We start from the raw sequence: 15,240 nt of genomic DNA, 5'->3' as shown, positions 1-15,240 counted from the left end.
GTCAGACTCCTTGGCGACTCAATGGGCCGTCAGCAATTGATCCAGCAGGCCGTGGATCATTGCGCCGTAGGGCGCGCGCATGGCCAGGTTGGACTCACCGATCGGGCTCTGCACCACGACCGCCTTGGCATGGCTGAAGGTACGGAAACCATAGACGCCATGATAAGCGCCCATGCCGGAGTGACCGACACCGCCGAACGGCAGCGCCTCGAACAGGACATGGCTAAAGACGTCATTGATCACCACGCCACCCGAGGTCGTGCGCTCCAGCACCTGCCTACGCTCATCGGCATCCTCGCCAAAGTAATAGGCCGCCAACGGTCGCGGCTGGTTGTTGACGTAATCAATCGCCGTGGCGAAATATCGGTAGGTTTTGATCGGTAACAGCGGCCCGAAAATCTCCTCGCGCAGTACCTGCATCTGCTCACGGGTGTCGAGCACCAGGGTTGGGGCAATCTTGCGGATCTCGCGATCGCTCAGATCCTCCTGCGCCGGGTTGATCTCGATCAGCCGCGCACCTCTGGTTTTGGCATCGACGAGATAGCCTTGCAGACGGTCGAAATTACGCGGGTTGATGATCGAGGTGTAATCAGGGTTGCTGCGCAAGGTGGGGTACATGGCACTGACGAAGCGCACGGCCTCGGCGACGAAGTCCTCCAGTAACTCTTCCGGCAGCAGCACATAGTCCGGGGCCAGGCAGATCTGCCCGGCGTTGAACGTCTTCACCGTCATGACCCGCTGCACCACGGTCGCGAGGTCGGCGCTACGGGAAACCAGTACCGGCGATTTGCCGCCCAGCTCCAGGGTCACCGGCACCAGGTTGTCCGAGGCAGCGCGCATGATGTGCCGGGCCACTGCGGTGCCCCCGGTAAAGATCAGATGGTCGAAGGGTTGCGCACTGAACAGCGCGCCGGCCTCAGCGTCACCGAGCACCGTGGTGAGTTCGTTCTCGTCAAAATAGCGGGCGATCAGTTCGGCGATCAACGCCGAGGTGCGCGGGGTCAGCTCCGAGGGTTTGAGCATGGCCCGGTTACCGGCGGCCAGGATGCTTGCCAGCGGCCCGAAGGCCAGCACGATGGGGAAATTCCACGGGCTGATCACACCGACCACGCCCAGCGGCTGGTAATCGACCCGCGCCTGGCAACCGGGAAACGGTGCCGGATGGGACTCTGATCGCATCCACTCGACCAAGTGCTCACGGCAATGCTTGAGGCTCGCCACAGAACCGGCAATATCCGACAGCAGGGTTTGCTCGCGACTGCGATTGCCGAAGTCTGCCGACACCGCAGCGACAATGGCTTCGCGATTATCCAGAAGCAAGGCAATGGCCCGGTCGAGGCGGTCGCGGCGTAATTCCGGGCTCGCCGGCCCTTCGTCCAGATGGGCCTGCTTCATTTTCGCCAGCGTCGCAGCGAGTTGTTCGGCGCAGACCGGCGCAGCATGATGACCGATGATGCTCATGGCGTGAATTCCTGCTGGTTGGATTGTTATTATTCAGCACTAATATTCGGCGAGCAGGCGCCTTTGCCGACTCGTTGCAGAGAAGTATGCCAAAAAACATGACAAAGGAAACCGTTAAGTTTCTTAATTTTTCAAGGCCGCGAAAGATAGAGAAACAGGTGGATATTGGAGAATAGCAAGCATAAATCGGATGAAACGCACCATAATGCTGGGCGCTTGAGCGGCGTTCAGCAATGAGCAAATAATTGGCAACTAATTAATTTTAATAACTAATTACCGCAGCAACCTCCCCCCGTCTGATTCAAGCGCAGCGGTTCTGTGGAGAGTGGATTTATCTCCTCACCACAGATGAATCCCCTCGCCATGAGCCTCGCATCAGTCCATCACCAGATCGGCACACTGTAGGTCAGCAGAAACCGCGTCTGGTTCTCATCGCGAAACGCGGCCGCCCCGGGAAAGTCATTGCGGTAAATCGATTTACGCGCAAGCAGTCCGAGGTTTTTCAATGCGCCGCTCTGGATCACATACCCCAGTTCCATCTGGAACTCGCGCTCCTTGCGGTCTTCGGCATTGAGCGCCGCCAGTTCGATGTGGTCGCCGCGCACGTAGCGCAAACGGGTCCTCAGGCCCGGTACGCCGACTGCGGCAAAGTCATAATCATGGATCACCTGCCAGGTGCGCTCCTTGGCGTTGAGAAAATCCGAGCTCATGGTCATTTCACTCAGGCCCATCAACTCGGTGCCAGACACATATGGCGTGGCCGTATCGCCGCTGGCGTGCATGTAGCCCAGGCTTACCCGGTGACCGCCCAAGCGATAACCCACCAGCGCCGAAACATTGCGGTTATCCACCTTGCCGGCCTTGGCCGCGCCGTCTTCGTCGCTGAAAAAACTGCGCAGATCGGTAGTCAACACGCCGTCACCCAACGGCAGGTTATGCAGCAGCGCCAGCGTATTCTGTCGGTACAAGTCCGCCACTTCGGCGTGGTAGGCCCGCAGGCTGAGGTCTTTGTTGGCCTGATAATCGCCGCCCACGTAAGCCATATGAGACGCGGTCGCCGCGCCATTGAAGCGGCGGTTGGGCGAGGCGATGCTCATCGGCTGGTAGTCGGTGGAGTCGCGCCGGTTGATGCGGTCGATGTAACCAGTATTCAACGTCAGCCCTTCAATGCCCTTGGCACTGAGGGTCGTGCCGCGAAAGGTCTGCGGCAACAACCGCGACGGGCTGGCGAAGGCAAACGGCAGGAAAATCGATACGTCCCCGGTCTTCACCATGGTCTGGCCGATTCGCAGCTTGCCGGTCAACGCCAGACGCGAATACTCATCGGCGGCACGCTTGTCACTGCTGGAGACCGGCAACAACTCCGTACCACTGCGGTCCGGCGACGAGTCCAGCTTGATCCCCACCAGGCCCCGGGCATCCAGGCCGAAACCGACGGGACCTGGGGTAAACCCCGATTCCATATTCATGAACACACCTTGGGCCCATTCCCGAGCCGCGGTCTTGGCGCCGTCATCCTTGTAGTCGCGGTCCAGGTAGTAATTGCGCAGGGTCAAGGTTCCGTGGCTGTCGTCGATCAATCCCTCGGCGAGCACTGCGCTGGAAGCGAGGCTCAGCCCGAGGCAGGCCAGCAGACGGACGACAGGTGAAAGAGAAGGCGCCGCAACGGCGTCCCGGACAAAGTCAGGCATGTTCAACGTCCACTTATTGTTGTTGTTTTGGTCGGCCCGAGCTTTCGTAATAGCGGGCTATGCGGACTAAGAATGGAAATGGCGCGGGTGCTTCGTCAATCCAGACTGACCGATAATCGAACATTAATATAGTTAACCAATTTTTCAGTTCGTCCAAAATAACTCGTCAACCTATTGAATTTTATCGAAATATCACCTTAATCCACCGCCAGCTCGCGGCGATTCATTTTTTAGTTAGCTTTGTTAATCTTAATTCATCTGCCGGTTTCCCCCGTTACCGGTGCTCCACAGACAAAAACAATAAGAGGGATTTGCCATGAACAGTCCGGCGCGTCGTGCGACGCTGACCATCGCCTTGTGTTTTATCGTTGCGTTGATCGAGGGGTTCGATCTGCAATCGGCCGGCACTGCCGCCGCCGGTTTGCGACAGACGTTTGCCCTGGACCCGAAAATGATGGGCTGGGTATTCAGCGCCGGGATCATCGGCCTGCTGCCCGGGGCGTTCTTTGGTGGCTGGATTGCCGATCGCATCGGCCGCAAGAAGATCCTCATCGCTGCGGTCCTGCTGTTCGGCGTGTTTTCCCTCAGCACCGCGTATGTCGAACAGTTCTCCAGCCTGCTGCTGGTGCGCTTCATGACCGGCCTGGGCCTGGGCGCCGCCCTGCCCAACCTCATCGCATTGTGTGCCGAAGCCGTGGGCGAGCAACGGCGCGGCACGGCGATCAGTGTGATGTACGCGGGTGTGCCGTTGGGTGGCGCGCTGGCGGCGGTGGTTGCCATGCTGTTTGGTGAACACTGGCAAATGACCTTTTTCATCGGCGGGCTGGCGCCGCTGCTGGTGGTGCCGTTGATGTTGCTGTGGTTGCCCGAGTCCAGCGCCTTTCGCCAGGTGCAGGGCGCCAGCGCGCCACTGCGCGGCTCCACCGGCCAGGCGCTGTTTGGTGAAGGTCGGGGTCACACGACCCTGGCGCTCTGGCTGAGTTATTTCTTCACCCTGACGGTGATGTACATGCTGCTCAACTGGTTACCATCGTTGTTGCTCGAACAAGGGTTCAGCAAGCCTCAAGCCGGCCTGGTGCAAATGCTGTTCAATATCGGCGGAACCCTTGGCTCATTGCTCGGGGGGCTGTTGCTGGACCGCTGCAACGGCATCAAGGTGGTGTTGTTCGTCTATGCCGGGCTACTGAGCGCATTGGCCGGCGTCGGGTTGTCAGTCGGTATCGTGCCGATGGCGATCGCCGGCTTTGCCGCCGGGTTGTTCGTCATGGCGGCGCAATTGGTACTCTACGCCTTGGCACCGCCCGCCTACCCTACGGCCGTACGTGCGACGGGGGTCGGCGCGGCGGTGGCTATCGGGCGCCTGGGGTCGGTCGCCGGACCTTTGGCTGCGGGGCAGATTCTGGCCGCCGGAGCGGGGACGACTGGGGTGCTGCTCGCGACATCGCCGGGGCTGCTGATTGCGACTGTGGCAGCGATCAGCGTGATGGCGCGTGCGGTGCCGGTGGGTGAGGCGCAGGCTGCCCGCTGAGCATTACGGTTTCAATTGAACGACAAAGCCCCGCGCCGATACTCACTCGGCGTCTGGTTCATCTCGATGCGGAAATGTCGGTTGAAGTTGGACAGGTTGTTGTAGCCCACTTCAAAGCAGATATCAGTGACCGGCATTTCACTCTGCAACAGCAAGCGGCAGGCGCGCTGGACCCGCAGCTTGCGCATCAAGTCGATGAAGCCGTGTCCGGTGATGCGTTTGAAGAACCGCGAGAAGCCTGGTTCGCTCATGTCCAGTTGACGGGCGATCACCGACAGGCGCAGGTCGCCGGTGAGTTCGGTTTGCAGGTATTCGAAGGCTTTGTGAATGCGCTCGGAACTGCGCGCATCCAGCGTCGGTGCGTAGCAAGGGCTCGCCAGGCTCAAAGCTTCGTCGACAGGGGCTTGGTTGAGGGTGTGGAGCAGCTCCAGGAACAGCGTCAACCGCGCCAGCCCCTGGGCCGGGCCGATGGCTTGCAGCAGGTGCGCGGCTTGCAACGCCGTATCGCGCCAAAGGCCAGGCCTCGGCGGGCGCGCTCGAACAGCCCCTGCAGATCCCCCAGTTCGGGCAGCGTTCGGCGCAAGGTCAGCAGCGTCGCGCCATCGAACTGCAACACCACGTCGCGCCCGGGCAGGTGCTCGCCCGGCGCCAGGTCCCCCATCCAGTCGTGGGGCAAATGCGGGCCAATCATCGCTACATGGCCTGGACCAAAGGGGCCAATGTAGTCGCCCGCCAACAGTCTGCCGCTACCCTGGCGGATCAGGTGGATTTCAAATTCAGGGTGATGGTTCCGGCGCGCCATCGGGTACGGGTAGTCATGCTCGTACCAGCGAAAACTGTGTTCGGGCTCGGGCAGAATGACTTCCAGTTCGGCGGGTCGCTGCTCGAACAGGGGCGTTCGGTGATCAGGCATGTCGCGCCTCTTTTAGCGTTATAGCAGGCACCTTACGCCGAGTGCGCAGCCGTTCGCCAGTCTTGGCCTGACCGCCCGCCGATACTTTTTTAACCTGCGCCTGGCGCACTGACGAGCGTTAAAAAAGTATCAACTCGTGATCCTCCCTGCGTTTGTCGGCCTCCACGGGCGTTGGTGTAATCGGCTTGCCATTGCAGACAGGCAGCACCGCCCGACGCCACGGCCCCACAACAATAGGACAATCCCATGAAACGACTGGAAGGAAAAAGTGCCCTGGTAACCGGTGCCGCCCGTGGCATCGGCAGGACGTTCGCCCAGGCTTATATCAACGAAGGCGCCACGGTGGCGATTGCCGATATCGACCTCGAGCGGGCCCAGGCTACCGCAGTCGAGCTGGGCAACAGCGCCTATGCGGTCAAAATGGACGTGACGGACCAGGCCTCGATCGACCAGGCCATCGAGGCGGTGGTGGCCCGGGCAGGCAAGCTGGATATCCTGATCAACAACGCCGCGCTGTTCGACCTGGCGCCCATCGTGGAGATCACGCGCCAGAGCTACGAGCGGCTGTTTTCCATCAACGTCGCCGGCACGCTGTTCACCCTGCAGGCGGCGGCGCGACAGATGATCCGCCAGGGCCATGGCGGGCGGATCATCAACATGGCCAGCCAGGCCGGCCGGCGTGGCGAGGCCCTGGTGGCGGTCTATTGCGCCACCAAGGCGGCGGTGATCAGCCTGACCCAGTCCGCCGGGTTGGACTTGATCAAGCATCGGATCAACGTCAACGCCATCGCCCCCGGCGTGGTGGATGGCGAACATTGGGATGGCGTGGATGCGCTGTTCGCTCGCCACGAAAACCTGCCGCTGGGGGAAAAGAAGCGTCAGGTCGGGCAGCAAGTGCCGTATGGCCGGATGGGGACTGCGCAGGACCTCACCGGAATGGCGATTTTCCTGGCCTCGGCGGAGAGCGAATACGTAGTGGCGCAGACCTACAACGTCGATGGCGGTAACTGGATGAGCTGATAATCCGCGTTTTTATGGCCTTGAAAGGACGGAAATGGACTTATTCGCCGGAAAATTGATCCCACTACTTGAGGATCATCCCGAACGCTACCCAACGGTGCCGTTCCAAGGGATTTCAAGAGAGCGTGAATACCGTTGCCCCAGCGGGGCAAAAATTGCGCATCATAGGCGCCGTCCGCTCAAGGGAGATTTACATGCGTGCCATTTCATCCGTCATGGGTCTTGTCGTGCTGTCGCTGGGCCTGGTGTTCACCACCAGTGCCACAGCCACCGAAGAGACACAGCTGGTCGAGTCCATCAACCTTTACCGCAGCCAGTCCCAAAGCTGTGCCGGCCAGGCCTCGCTGGAGTTGCCACCGCTGGCGATGGATTCGCGGCTGATCCTGTCGGCCAATGGCATCGGCGACTTGCAGCAGGCGCTGGCGCGGGCGGCCTATCCAATGGTCAACGTGCAGGCCATCAGCCTGTCCGGGCCGCGCGACGCGCAATCGGCCATGAAAGCCGTCCAGGAAAGCTTCTGCCAGGTGGTGCTCGACCCGCAATTCGTCGACATTGGCGTCAGCCGCCTGGATCGCGAATGGCGCATTGTGCTGGCACGCCCCCTGTTGTCGGCGCGCCTGGGCGACTGGCAAGCCGAGGGCCAGAAACTGCTGAAACTGATCAACAGCGCCCGTGCCCAGCCGCGCCGTTGCGGCACCGAAGCCTTCGCCGCCACCACACCGCTGGCCTGGAACGCCACCCTGGCCCTGGCCGCCGTGAATCACACCCGGGCCATGGCCAACAACAATTTCTTCGATCACAAGGACCGTGACAACCGCATGCCGGGCGACCGCGCCGAACTGGCGGGCTATCTCGGCCAGTTGATCGGCGAAAACATCGCCGCCGGGCAGGACACGGCCCTGAAAGTGGTGGACGGCTGGCTGGCCAGCCCCGGGCATTGCGCCAACCTGATGAACCCGCAGTTCCGCGAGTTGGGCGCCGGGTATGCGACCGATCCGAAAAGCGATGCAGGGATTTATTGGACGGCGATGTTTGGCACCCAATAGCGCGGTGGCAGAGCCGTCGCCATCGCGGGCAGGCTCGCCCCCACAAGGTTTTTTGGGTGTTCATGGGAACGATGCGGTACGCCATCGACCTCAATGCCGGTACTGGCGTCGTTGAGGTTTTGGCGATCAAGATGAAAGCGAAGCTGCCTGAAAGAAAGGTTCATGGCCGAATTCACAGAACAATCCTTCAGGCTTCCCCGGCTACTGGTGCTGCACCTGCACCATCGAGCTCACCTGCACCCGCGCCTGCATCTGCTCCGCACCACCGCCGCGGCGCATGCCGCGTACCGGGCAGGCGTCGAGGTAGTCCAGGCCGATCGCCAGCTTCAGGTGGCGGTCGGGAACAGTCAGGCGGTTGGTCACGTCGAAGCTGTACCAGCCGTCATCCAGCCAGGCTTCGGCCCAGGCATGGCTTGCCAGATGGCTTTCATCGTCGGTGCACAAATAGCCGGAAACATAGCGCGCGGGAATGCCCAGGCTGCGGGCGCAGGCCAGGAACGCATGAGTATGGTCCTGGCAGACCCCCGCCCCGCCGGCAAACGCCTCGGCGGCGGTACTGTTGACCGCTGTCGTGCCGGGACTGTAAGGCATCCGCGCCGCCAGCCCATTCATCAGATCGGTCAAGGCCGAACGATCGCGCCGGCCTGCGCATTGCTCGACGGCGAAGGCGCTGAGGGTCTCATCTGCCTGGGTGAGGCGGCTGGTGCGCAAAAACGGCAGTGGCGACTGGTTGTCCGGCTCCATCGCTATCGACTGATGGATTTCCACCTCGCCATAGGCCGTCAATACCAAAGCCCCATGGGGCTCGTCCATGGTCATCACGTGCAGGATGTTGCCGTAAGGGTCGATCTGGCTGCGCACCAGGCGCGGCAGCTCCAAGTGCCATTCAAGGATGCGCTGGCGCTGGCTGTCCTTGGGGGTCAGGCGCAGGAACTGGATGCTGGTGCAGACTTCATCGGCATAGCTGTAGGTGGTGTCGTGGCGTATGGACAGTTTCATACGACCTCCAGATAAGACTCATGAACGGTCTGGCCCAAGTGACGGATCTGGCCAATGAGGTCGGTCAACCATTGATGCAGGCCCGAGGCGAGGATCTCGTCGATCCCGGAATAGCGCAGGCGCGCATTCAGTTCGGCGGCCAGGCGTTGCGCCGGCCGACCGTTGTTGCCCGGCAGGCTGGCGAGGATATGGTCCAGTTCCTCGATACAGGCATGCAGCGAGCGCGGCACATCGGCGCGCAACAGCAACATCTCCGAGACCTGCTCGGCGTTGGGCGCATTGCGGTAGATCTCGTTGAACGCCTCGAACGAAGACAGCGCGCGCAATAAGGCACTCCACTGGTAATAACCGCGGGCCGAGTTGTCGCTGACCTCCTCCGATTCCTCGCCGAACATCTCATAACGCGCATCCAGCAGGCGCAGGGTGTTGTCCGCCCGCTCGATAAAGGTCCCCAGGCGAATGAAACAATAAGCGTCATTGCGCATGATCGTACCCGACGTCGCGCCACGGAACAGGTGCGAACGTTCCTTGACCCACTCGCAGAAATGGCTGATGCCGTAGCGGCCCAGGCCATTGCTGGCGATGTTGCGCATTTCCAGCCAGGTGGCGTTGATGTTCTCCCACATGTCGGCGGTGATGCGTCCGCGCACCGCGTGGGCATTGGTCCGCGCCGCCCGCAGGCAGCTGTAGATACTGCCGGGGTTGGTTTCATCCAGTGCGAAGAAATGCAGCATACGCTCGGTGTTGAGCGCGTCATAACGGGCGTTGTAGTCGTCCAGCGTACCGGCGGCCAGCAACGACATCGCCAGCTCGGCATGGCCGTCGCTGCGCCCGGCCTGGGGCATCAGCGACAGCGAATAGCTGACTTCAAGCATGCGCGCCAGGTTCTCGGCGCGCTCCAGGTAGCGGGACATCCAATAGAGGTCCGAAGCAGTTCTTGAAAGCATGTCTTAGTCCTCCACGACCCAAGTGTCTTTGGTGCCGCCGCCCTGGGACGAGTTCACCACCAGCGAGCCCTCGCGCAGCGCCACGCGGGTCAGCCCGCCAGGCACCAGGCGGGTTTCCTTGCCCGACAGCACGAATGGGCGCAGGTCGATATGGCGCGGCGCGATGCCGCTCTCGACAAAGGTCGGGCACGTGGACAGGCTCAAGGTCGGCTGGGCGATATAGGCTTCGGGACGGGCCTTGAGGCGTGCGCGGAAATCTTCGATCTCCGCCGCGCTGGCGGCCGGCCCGACCAGCATGCCGTAGCCGCCGGAGCCCTGGGTTTCCTTGACCACCAGATCAGGCAGGTTGGCCAACACATGGGACAGGTCCTGGGGCTTGCGGCACTGCCAGGTGGGCACGTTCTTCAGGATCGGTTCTTCGGTGAGGTAGAAGCGGATCATCTCGTCGACGTACGGGTAGATCGACTTGTCATCGGCCACGCCGGTGCCGACCGCGTTCGCCAGCACCACATTGCCGGCACGGTACACGGCGATCAGCCCCGGCACGCCCAACATCGAATCGGGGTTGAACGACAGCGGGTCGAGGTAGGCATCGTCAAGGCGACGATAAATCACATCCACCTGCCGAGGGCCGGCGGTGGTACGCATGTAGACGTGGTCGTCACGCACGAACAGATCGGCACCTTCCACCAGCTCCACACCCATTTCGCGGGCGAGGAACGCATGTTCGAAATAGGCACTGTTGAAGCGCCCCGGGGTCAGCACCACAGCGGTGGGATTTTCGAGGGGGCTTGAGCTCTTGAGGGTGTCGAGCAACAGGTTCGGGTAATGATCGATAGGGGCCACGCGCTGGGCGGCGAAGAGCTCGGGGAACAGGCGCATCATCATCTTGCGGTCTTCGAGCATGTAGCTCACGCCGCTGGGTGTGCGCAGGTTGTCCTCCAGCACGTAGTAGCTGCCGTCACCGTCGCGAACCAGGTCGACGCCAGCGATATGGGCATAAATGCCCCGGTGCAGGTTCAGGCCCTGCATCGCGATCTGATACCCCTCGTTGGCGAGCACCTGCTCGGGAGGAATGATGCCTTCCTTGAGGATGTGTTGCCCGTGGTAGATGTCGGCCAGGAACATGTTCAGGGCCTGGACCCGCTGAATGCAGCCCCGCTCGACCATCTGCCATTCACTGGCCTTGATGCTGCGAGGAATGATGTCGAACGGAATCAACCGTTCAGTGCCCTGCTCGTCTCCGTAGAGGGTGAAAGTGATACCGGCTCGGTGGAACAGCAGGTCGGCTTCGCGGCGGCGTTGTTCAAGCAGTTCAAGCGGCGTGTCCGCCAACCAGCGTGAGAAGGCTTGGTAATGCGGGCGGCAGTCACCCTTCGCGTCATACATTTCATTAAAAAAAGCGTGGGGCATAGCCAACTCCCAGCCGCGTTCTACACGGCATTTCTTATCACTTCGTCATTCCAATGGTCCGGCCTTGCTTTGCTTTAATGAGCCCTGTTTCTCTGAGCACCTCGATAGGCATGGGTCTCTGGTCTGGCCTTTGCGTCTGGATGACGTGCGCCCCCTGGTTAAATTCGCGTGATGCATGGCTCCTATAGGTTGGGTTTCCTTGAAGCGGTAGCAAAGGCTGTGCCTAAGCGCAGCGAATCGGATCCAGCTTGGAAAAAACGCCTTAAAAGTGCGCCATGGCGAAATTTGTTTTCATTTCTGCGACAAAAGCCTCTTTAAAGGCTGAAACGTTTATTTCAGCTTTTCCCTACATGCCCCGGAACGGGTCGAATCGGTGCAAGAAGGTGGGTAGCCGCCGCCGGATGCCCTGAAATGGGGAAATTTATACCCATTCGCTGCAGATACACATTTCACCTGTGGCGAGGGGATTTATCCCCGTTGGGTTGCGAAGCCCCCCCCTGCGTCCTATCTGACACATGACAGTAGCTGATAGATCATGGGGCTGCTTCGCAACCCAGCGGGGATAAATCCCCTCGCCACAAGAGCGAGCGCGTCGATCCCGCAGCAACCTCAGCACCTCCAGCCTTCAGCCTTCCGTCGCCTCCCTTCGCACAAATTCAATAGCAGCACTTGCGTCGACAGTATTATGGTATACCATCATACGCATAGATTTATTCACCGCCCAGGAGCAGCCCATGAGTTTCGAAATCCGCAAGATCGTCAGCTATGTCGAAGAAACCTTTATCGAAGGCGGCAAGGCCACCGACAAACCGGTGACCATGGTCGGGCTGGCGGTGGTGATGAAAAACCCTTGGCTGGGTCGCGGCTTCGTCGAAGACCTCAAGCCGGAAATCCGCGCCAACTGCTCCGACCTCGGCGCACTGATGGTCGAGCGCCTGGTGGGCATCATCGGTGGTGCGCAGAAGATCGAAGCCTATGGCAAAGCCGCCGTGGTGGGTGCCGACGGCGAAATCGAGCATGCCTCCGCCGTGATCCACACCCTGCGCTTTGGCAACCACTACCGTGAAGCGGTCAAGGCCAAAAGCTACCTGAGCTTCACCAACAAGCGCGGCGGCCCGGGCACGTCGATCCAGATCCCGATGATGCACAAGGACGACGAAGGCCTGCGCTCGCACTACATCACCCTGGAAATGCAGATTGAAGACGCCCCGCGTGCCGACGAAATCGTCGTGGTACTGGGCTGCGCCGATGGCGGCCGCCTGCACCCGCGTATCGGCAACCGCTACATCGACCTGGAAGAACTGGCCGCCGAGAATGCGCAGTGATCCAGCCTGGGCAACCACAATAAAAAAGGCATGCAGGAGCGCTCCATGATTCGGCTCACCGCTGAACTCACCCCGGCCGGCACCAGCTTCCTGGCAACCGGCCAAGGCCAACCCGTGGTCTTGATCCACGGCGTGGGCCTGAACAAAGAAATGTGGGGCGGCCAGGTCGTTGGCCTGGCCACGCAATACCAGGTGATTGCCTACGACATGCTCGGCCATGGCGCCAGCCCGCGTCCGCAAAGCGGTACCGGGCTGCAGGGCTACGCCGACCAGTTGCTGGAACTGCTCGATCATTTGCAACTGCCTCAAGCGACGGTGATCGGTTTCTCCATGGGCGGCCTGGTGGCCCGGGCGTTTGCCTTGCATTACCCACAGCGCTTGCAAGGCCTGGTGGTGCTCAACAGCGTGTTCAACCGCAGCGCCGAACAGCGCGCCGGGGTCATCGCCCGTACCGCCCAAGCCGCCGAACATGGCCCGGACGCCAATGCCGAGGCGGCGTTGTCGCGCTGGTTCAGCCGTGAATACCAGGCGGCCAACCCGGCGCAGATCGCCGCGCTGCGCCAGACCCTGGCAGGCAACGATCCCCAGGGCTACCTGACCACCTATGAACTGTTCGCCACCCAGGACATGTACCGCGCCGATGACCTGGGCGACATCCAGGTCCCGACGCTGATCGCCACCGGCGAACTGGACCCCGGCTCGACGCCGGAAATGGCCCGGCAGTTGGCCGAGCGAATTCCAGGCGCCACCGTTGCCGTGCTCGCCGAGCAGAGGCATATGATGCCGGTGGAATCGCCGCGCCTGGTCAACCAGTTGCTGCTGACGTTTCTCGACACGGCAAGCGCCCGACACAACCAGATAAAGGGGATCGTTGCATGACACTCGCACGCTTTTCGATGTGCATCGGCGGTGAATGGGTCGATGCCTTGTCCGGCAAAACCTTCGAAAGCCTGAATCCGGCCCTGGCCCAGCCCTGGGCCGAGCTGCCTGACGCCGACGAAGCCGATGTCGAGCGCGCCGTGCAGGCGGCGCAAACCGCTTTCGATAGCCCCGCCTGGCGCGGCCTGACCGCCACCGCTCGCGGCAAACTGCTGCGTCGCCTGGGTGATCTGATCGCCGAAAACAAAGAACAGCTGGCCCAGCTGGAAAGCCGCGACAACGGCAAGTTGATCCGCGAAACCCGTGGCCAGGTCGGCTATCTGCCGGAGTTTTTCCATTACACCGCCGGCCTGGCCGACAAGCTCGAAGGCGGCACCCTGCCGCTGGACAAGCCAGACCTGTTTGCCTACACCGTGCACGAAGCCATGGGTGTGGTCGCGGCGATCATTCCCTGGAACAGCCCGCTGTACCTGACAGCGATCAAGCTCGCCCCGGCGCTGGCGGCGGGCAATACCATCGTGATCAAACCGTCCGAGCACGCCTCGGCGACCATTCTGGAGCTGGCGCGCCTGGCCCTGGAAGCGGGGATCCCGCCGGGCGTGGTCAATGTCGTCACCGGTTACGGCCCGAGCACCGGCGCCGCCCTCACCCGCCATCCGCTGGTGCGCAAGATCGCCTTCACTGGCGGCGCTGCCACGGCCCGGCATGTGGTGCGCAGCAGCGCGGAAAACTTCGCCAAGCTGTCGCTGGAACTGGGCGGCAAATCACCGAACATTATCTTCGCCGACGCCGATCTCGACAGCGCCATCAACGGGGCGATTGCCGGGATTTATGCCGCATCCGGCCAGAGCTGCGTGTCCGGTTCGCGCTTGCTGGTGCAGGAGGAAATCTACGACGAATTCGTTGCGCGCCTGGTCGAACGGGCCCAGCGCATCCGCATTGGCAACCCGCAGGAAGACGCCAGCGAAATGGGCCCCATGGCCACCGCCCAGCAACTGGCCGTGGTCGAAAGCCTGGTGGCCGACGCCATCGCCGAAGGCGCCCGCCTGCGCCTGGGCGGCAAGCGTCCACAGAACCTGGGGGACGGCTGGTTCTATGAACCGACCCTGTTCGAATGCGACCGCAACTCGATGAAGATCATGCAGGAAGAGGTCTTCGGCCCGGTGGCCTCGGTCATCCGTTTCAAGGACGAAGCCGAAGCCCTGGCAATCGCCAACGACTCGCAGTTCGGCCTCGCCGCCGGTATCTGGACCCGCGACCTGGGCCGCGCCCATCGCCTGGCCCGGGACGTGCGCTCCGGGATCATCTGGGTCAACACCTATCGTGCGGTCTCGGCCATGGCGCCTATCGGCGGTTTCAAGAACAGCGGCTATGGACGCGAAAGCGGCATCGATTCGGTGCTGGCTTATACCGAACTGAAGACGGTGTGGATCAATCTTTCCCAGGCGCCAATGCCTGATCCGTTCGTGATGCGCTAGGAGTCCTGAGAAATGATCGAACCCGGCATCTACAAAGAAGTCATGAGCTCCTTCCCGTCCGGCGTCACGGTGGTCACCACCCTGGACCCGGACGGGAATATCGTCGGCATCACCGCCAGTGCGTTCAGCGCGCTGTCGATCGACCCGGCACTGGTGCTGTTCTGCCCCAACTACGCTTCCGACACCTACCCGATCCTGCGCGACAGCAAGCAGTTCGCGATTCATTTGCTCTCGGCTGACCAGACCGCCGAAGCCTACGCATTTGCAGGCAAAGGCAAGGACAAGGCCAAAGGTATCGACTGGCACCTCAGCGAACTGGGCAACCCGCTGCTTAGCAAGGCCACGGCGATTATCGAATGCGAACTGTGGCGCGAATACGATGGCGGCGACCACGCGATCATCGTTGGCGCGGTGAAGCACCTGATCCTGCCCGAGCAACCGGTCACACCGATGATCTACCACAAGGGCAAGCTGGGCCCGCTACCGGCACTGGCCTGATGGCTATACACATCCCACAGGTTCATCCACTTTTTCAGGCAG

12 protein-coding genes and 1 pseudogene are annotated in these 15,240 nt (G+C 61.5%); 7 read left to right on the top strand and 6 right to left on the bottom strand.

Annotated features, from left to right (window positions below; translation table 11 throughout):
• Positions 1-18 precede the first annotated feature (18 nt).
• Together DTP52_RS22645 and DTP52_RS22640 are read right to left on the bottom strand one after the other, a co-directional pair.
• Positions 19-1,461, bottom strand: coding sequence for a coniferyl aldehyde dehydrogenase (locus tag DTP52_RS22645; RefSeq protein ID WP_109755330.1), 1,443 nt, complete (start codon positions 1,459-1,461; stop codon positions 19-21).
• A gap of 383 nt (positions 1,462-1,844) precedes the next feature.
• Complete coding sequence (locus DTP52_RS22640) at positions 1,845-3,152, bottom strand: OprD family porin (RefSeq protein ID WP_109755329.1); 1,308 nt, start codon at positions 3,150-3,152, stop codon at positions 1,845-1,847.
• A gap of 316 nt (positions 3,153-3,468) precedes the next feature.
• On the opposite strand from DTP52_RS22640, the gene mhpT reads away from it, so the two are divergent.
• Positions 3,469-4,680 carry a 3-(3-hydroxy-phenyl)propionate transporter MhpT gene (mhpT, locus tag DTP52_RS22635; protein WP_109755328.1) on the top strand — a complete coding sequence of 404 codons (1,212 nt, stop codon included), beginning with the start codon at positions 3,469-3,471 and terminating at the stop codon, positions 4,678-4,680.
• Positions 4,681-4,691: 11 nt separating this feature from the next.
• Here the strand turns inward: mhpT and DTP52_RS22630 are convergent.
• Positions 4,692-5,593: pseudogene (locus DTP52_RS22630) on the bottom strand (helix-turn-helix domain-containing protein).
• A 246-nt stretch (positions 5,594-5,839) separates the two neighbouring features.
• On the opposite strand from DTP52_RS22630, the gene DTP52_RS22625 reads away from it, so the two are divergent.
• Complete coding sequence (locus DTP52_RS22625; RefSeq protein ID WP_109755327.1) at positions 5,840-6,613, top strand: L-iditol 2-dehydrogenase; 774 nt, start codon at positions 5,840-5,842, stop codon at positions 6,611-6,613.
• Between the two features lie 194 nt (positions 6,614-6,807).
• Positions 6,808-7,659 (top strand): CAP domain-containing protein, encoded by an 852-nt coding sequence (locus tag DTP52_RS22620; RefSeq protein WP_109755326.1) that lies wholly within the window; start codon positions 6,808-6,810, stop codon positions 7,657-7,659.
• A 201-nt stretch (positions 7,660-7,860) separates the two neighbouring features.
• Here DTP52_RS22620 and DTP52_RS22615 read toward each other — a convergent pair whose 3' ends face one another.
• Genes DTP52_RS22615 through DTP52_RS22605 form a run of 3 tightly spaced genes read right to left on the bottom strand, consistent with a single transcriptional unit; the run spans position 7,861 to position 11,018 of the window.
• Complete coding sequence (locus DTP52_RS22615; RefSeq protein ID WP_109755325.1) at positions 7,861-8,658, bottom strand: transglutaminase family protein; 798 nt, start codon at positions 8,656-8,658, stop codon at positions 7,861-7,863.
• Complete coding sequence (locus tag DTP52_RS22610; RefSeq protein WP_003201699.1) at positions 8,655-9,605, bottom strand: alpha-E domain-containing protein; 951 nt, start codon at positions 9,603-9,605, stop codon at positions 8,655-8,657. Before DTP52_RS22610 ends, DTP52_RS22615 begins: the two co-directional genes overlap by 4 nt.
• A gap of 3 nt (positions 9,606-9,608) precedes the next feature.
• Positions 9,609-11,018 carry a circularly permuted type 2 ATP-grasp protein gene (locus tag DTP52_RS22605; protein WP_003201697.1) on the bottom strand — a complete coding sequence of 470 codons (1,410 nt, stop codon included), beginning with the start codon at positions 11,016-11,018 and terminating at the stop codon, positions 9,609-9,611.
• A gap of 734 nt (positions 11,019-11,752) precedes the next feature.
• Here DTP52_RS22605 and DTP52_RS22600 point away from each other — a divergent pair.
• From DTP52_RS22600 to DTP52_RS22585, 4 genes are read left to right on the top strand one after another with little or no spacing between them, the layout of a single operon-like run.
• Positions 11,753-12,343: an amino acid synthesis family protein gene (locus DTP52_RS22600; RefSeq protein WP_042728218.1), complete on the top strand. Its 591-nt coding sequence runs from the start codon at positions 11,753-11,755 to the stop codon at positions 12,341-12,343.
• Positions 12,344-12,388: 45 nt separating this feature from the next.
• Positions 12,389-13,222 (top strand): alpha/beta fold hydrolase, encoded by an 834-nt coding sequence (locus DTP52_RS22595; RefSeq protein WP_109755324.1) that lies wholly within the window; start codon positions 12,389-12,391, stop codon positions 13,220-13,222.
• Positions 13,219-14,700 carry an aldehyde dehydrogenase gene (locus DTP52_RS22590; protein WP_109755323.1) on the top strand — a complete coding sequence of 494 codons (1,482 nt, stop codon included), beginning with the start codon at positions 13,219-13,221 and terminating at the stop codon, positions 14,698-14,700. The genes DTP52_RS22595 and DTP52_RS22590 overlap by 4 nt, the downstream gene beginning before the upstream one ends.
• 12 nt (positions 14,701-14,712) lie before the next feature.
• Positions 14,713-15,198: a flavin reductase family protein gene (locus tag DTP52_RS22585; RefSeq protein ID WP_109755322.1), complete on the top strand. Its 486-nt coding sequence runs from the start codon at positions 14,713-14,715 to the stop codon at positions 15,196-15,198.
• Positions 15,199-15,240 lie beyond the last annotated feature (42 nt).

The sequence above is a fragment of the Pseudomonas sp. 43mfcvi1.1 genome, from assembly GCF_900115935.1.
GTDB lineage: Bacteria > Pseudomonadota > Gammaproteobacteria > Pseudomonadales > Pseudomonadaceae > Aquipseudomonas > Aquipseudomonas bijieensis.
This window is presented reverse-complemented; position numbering and strand designations above follow the sequence as displayed.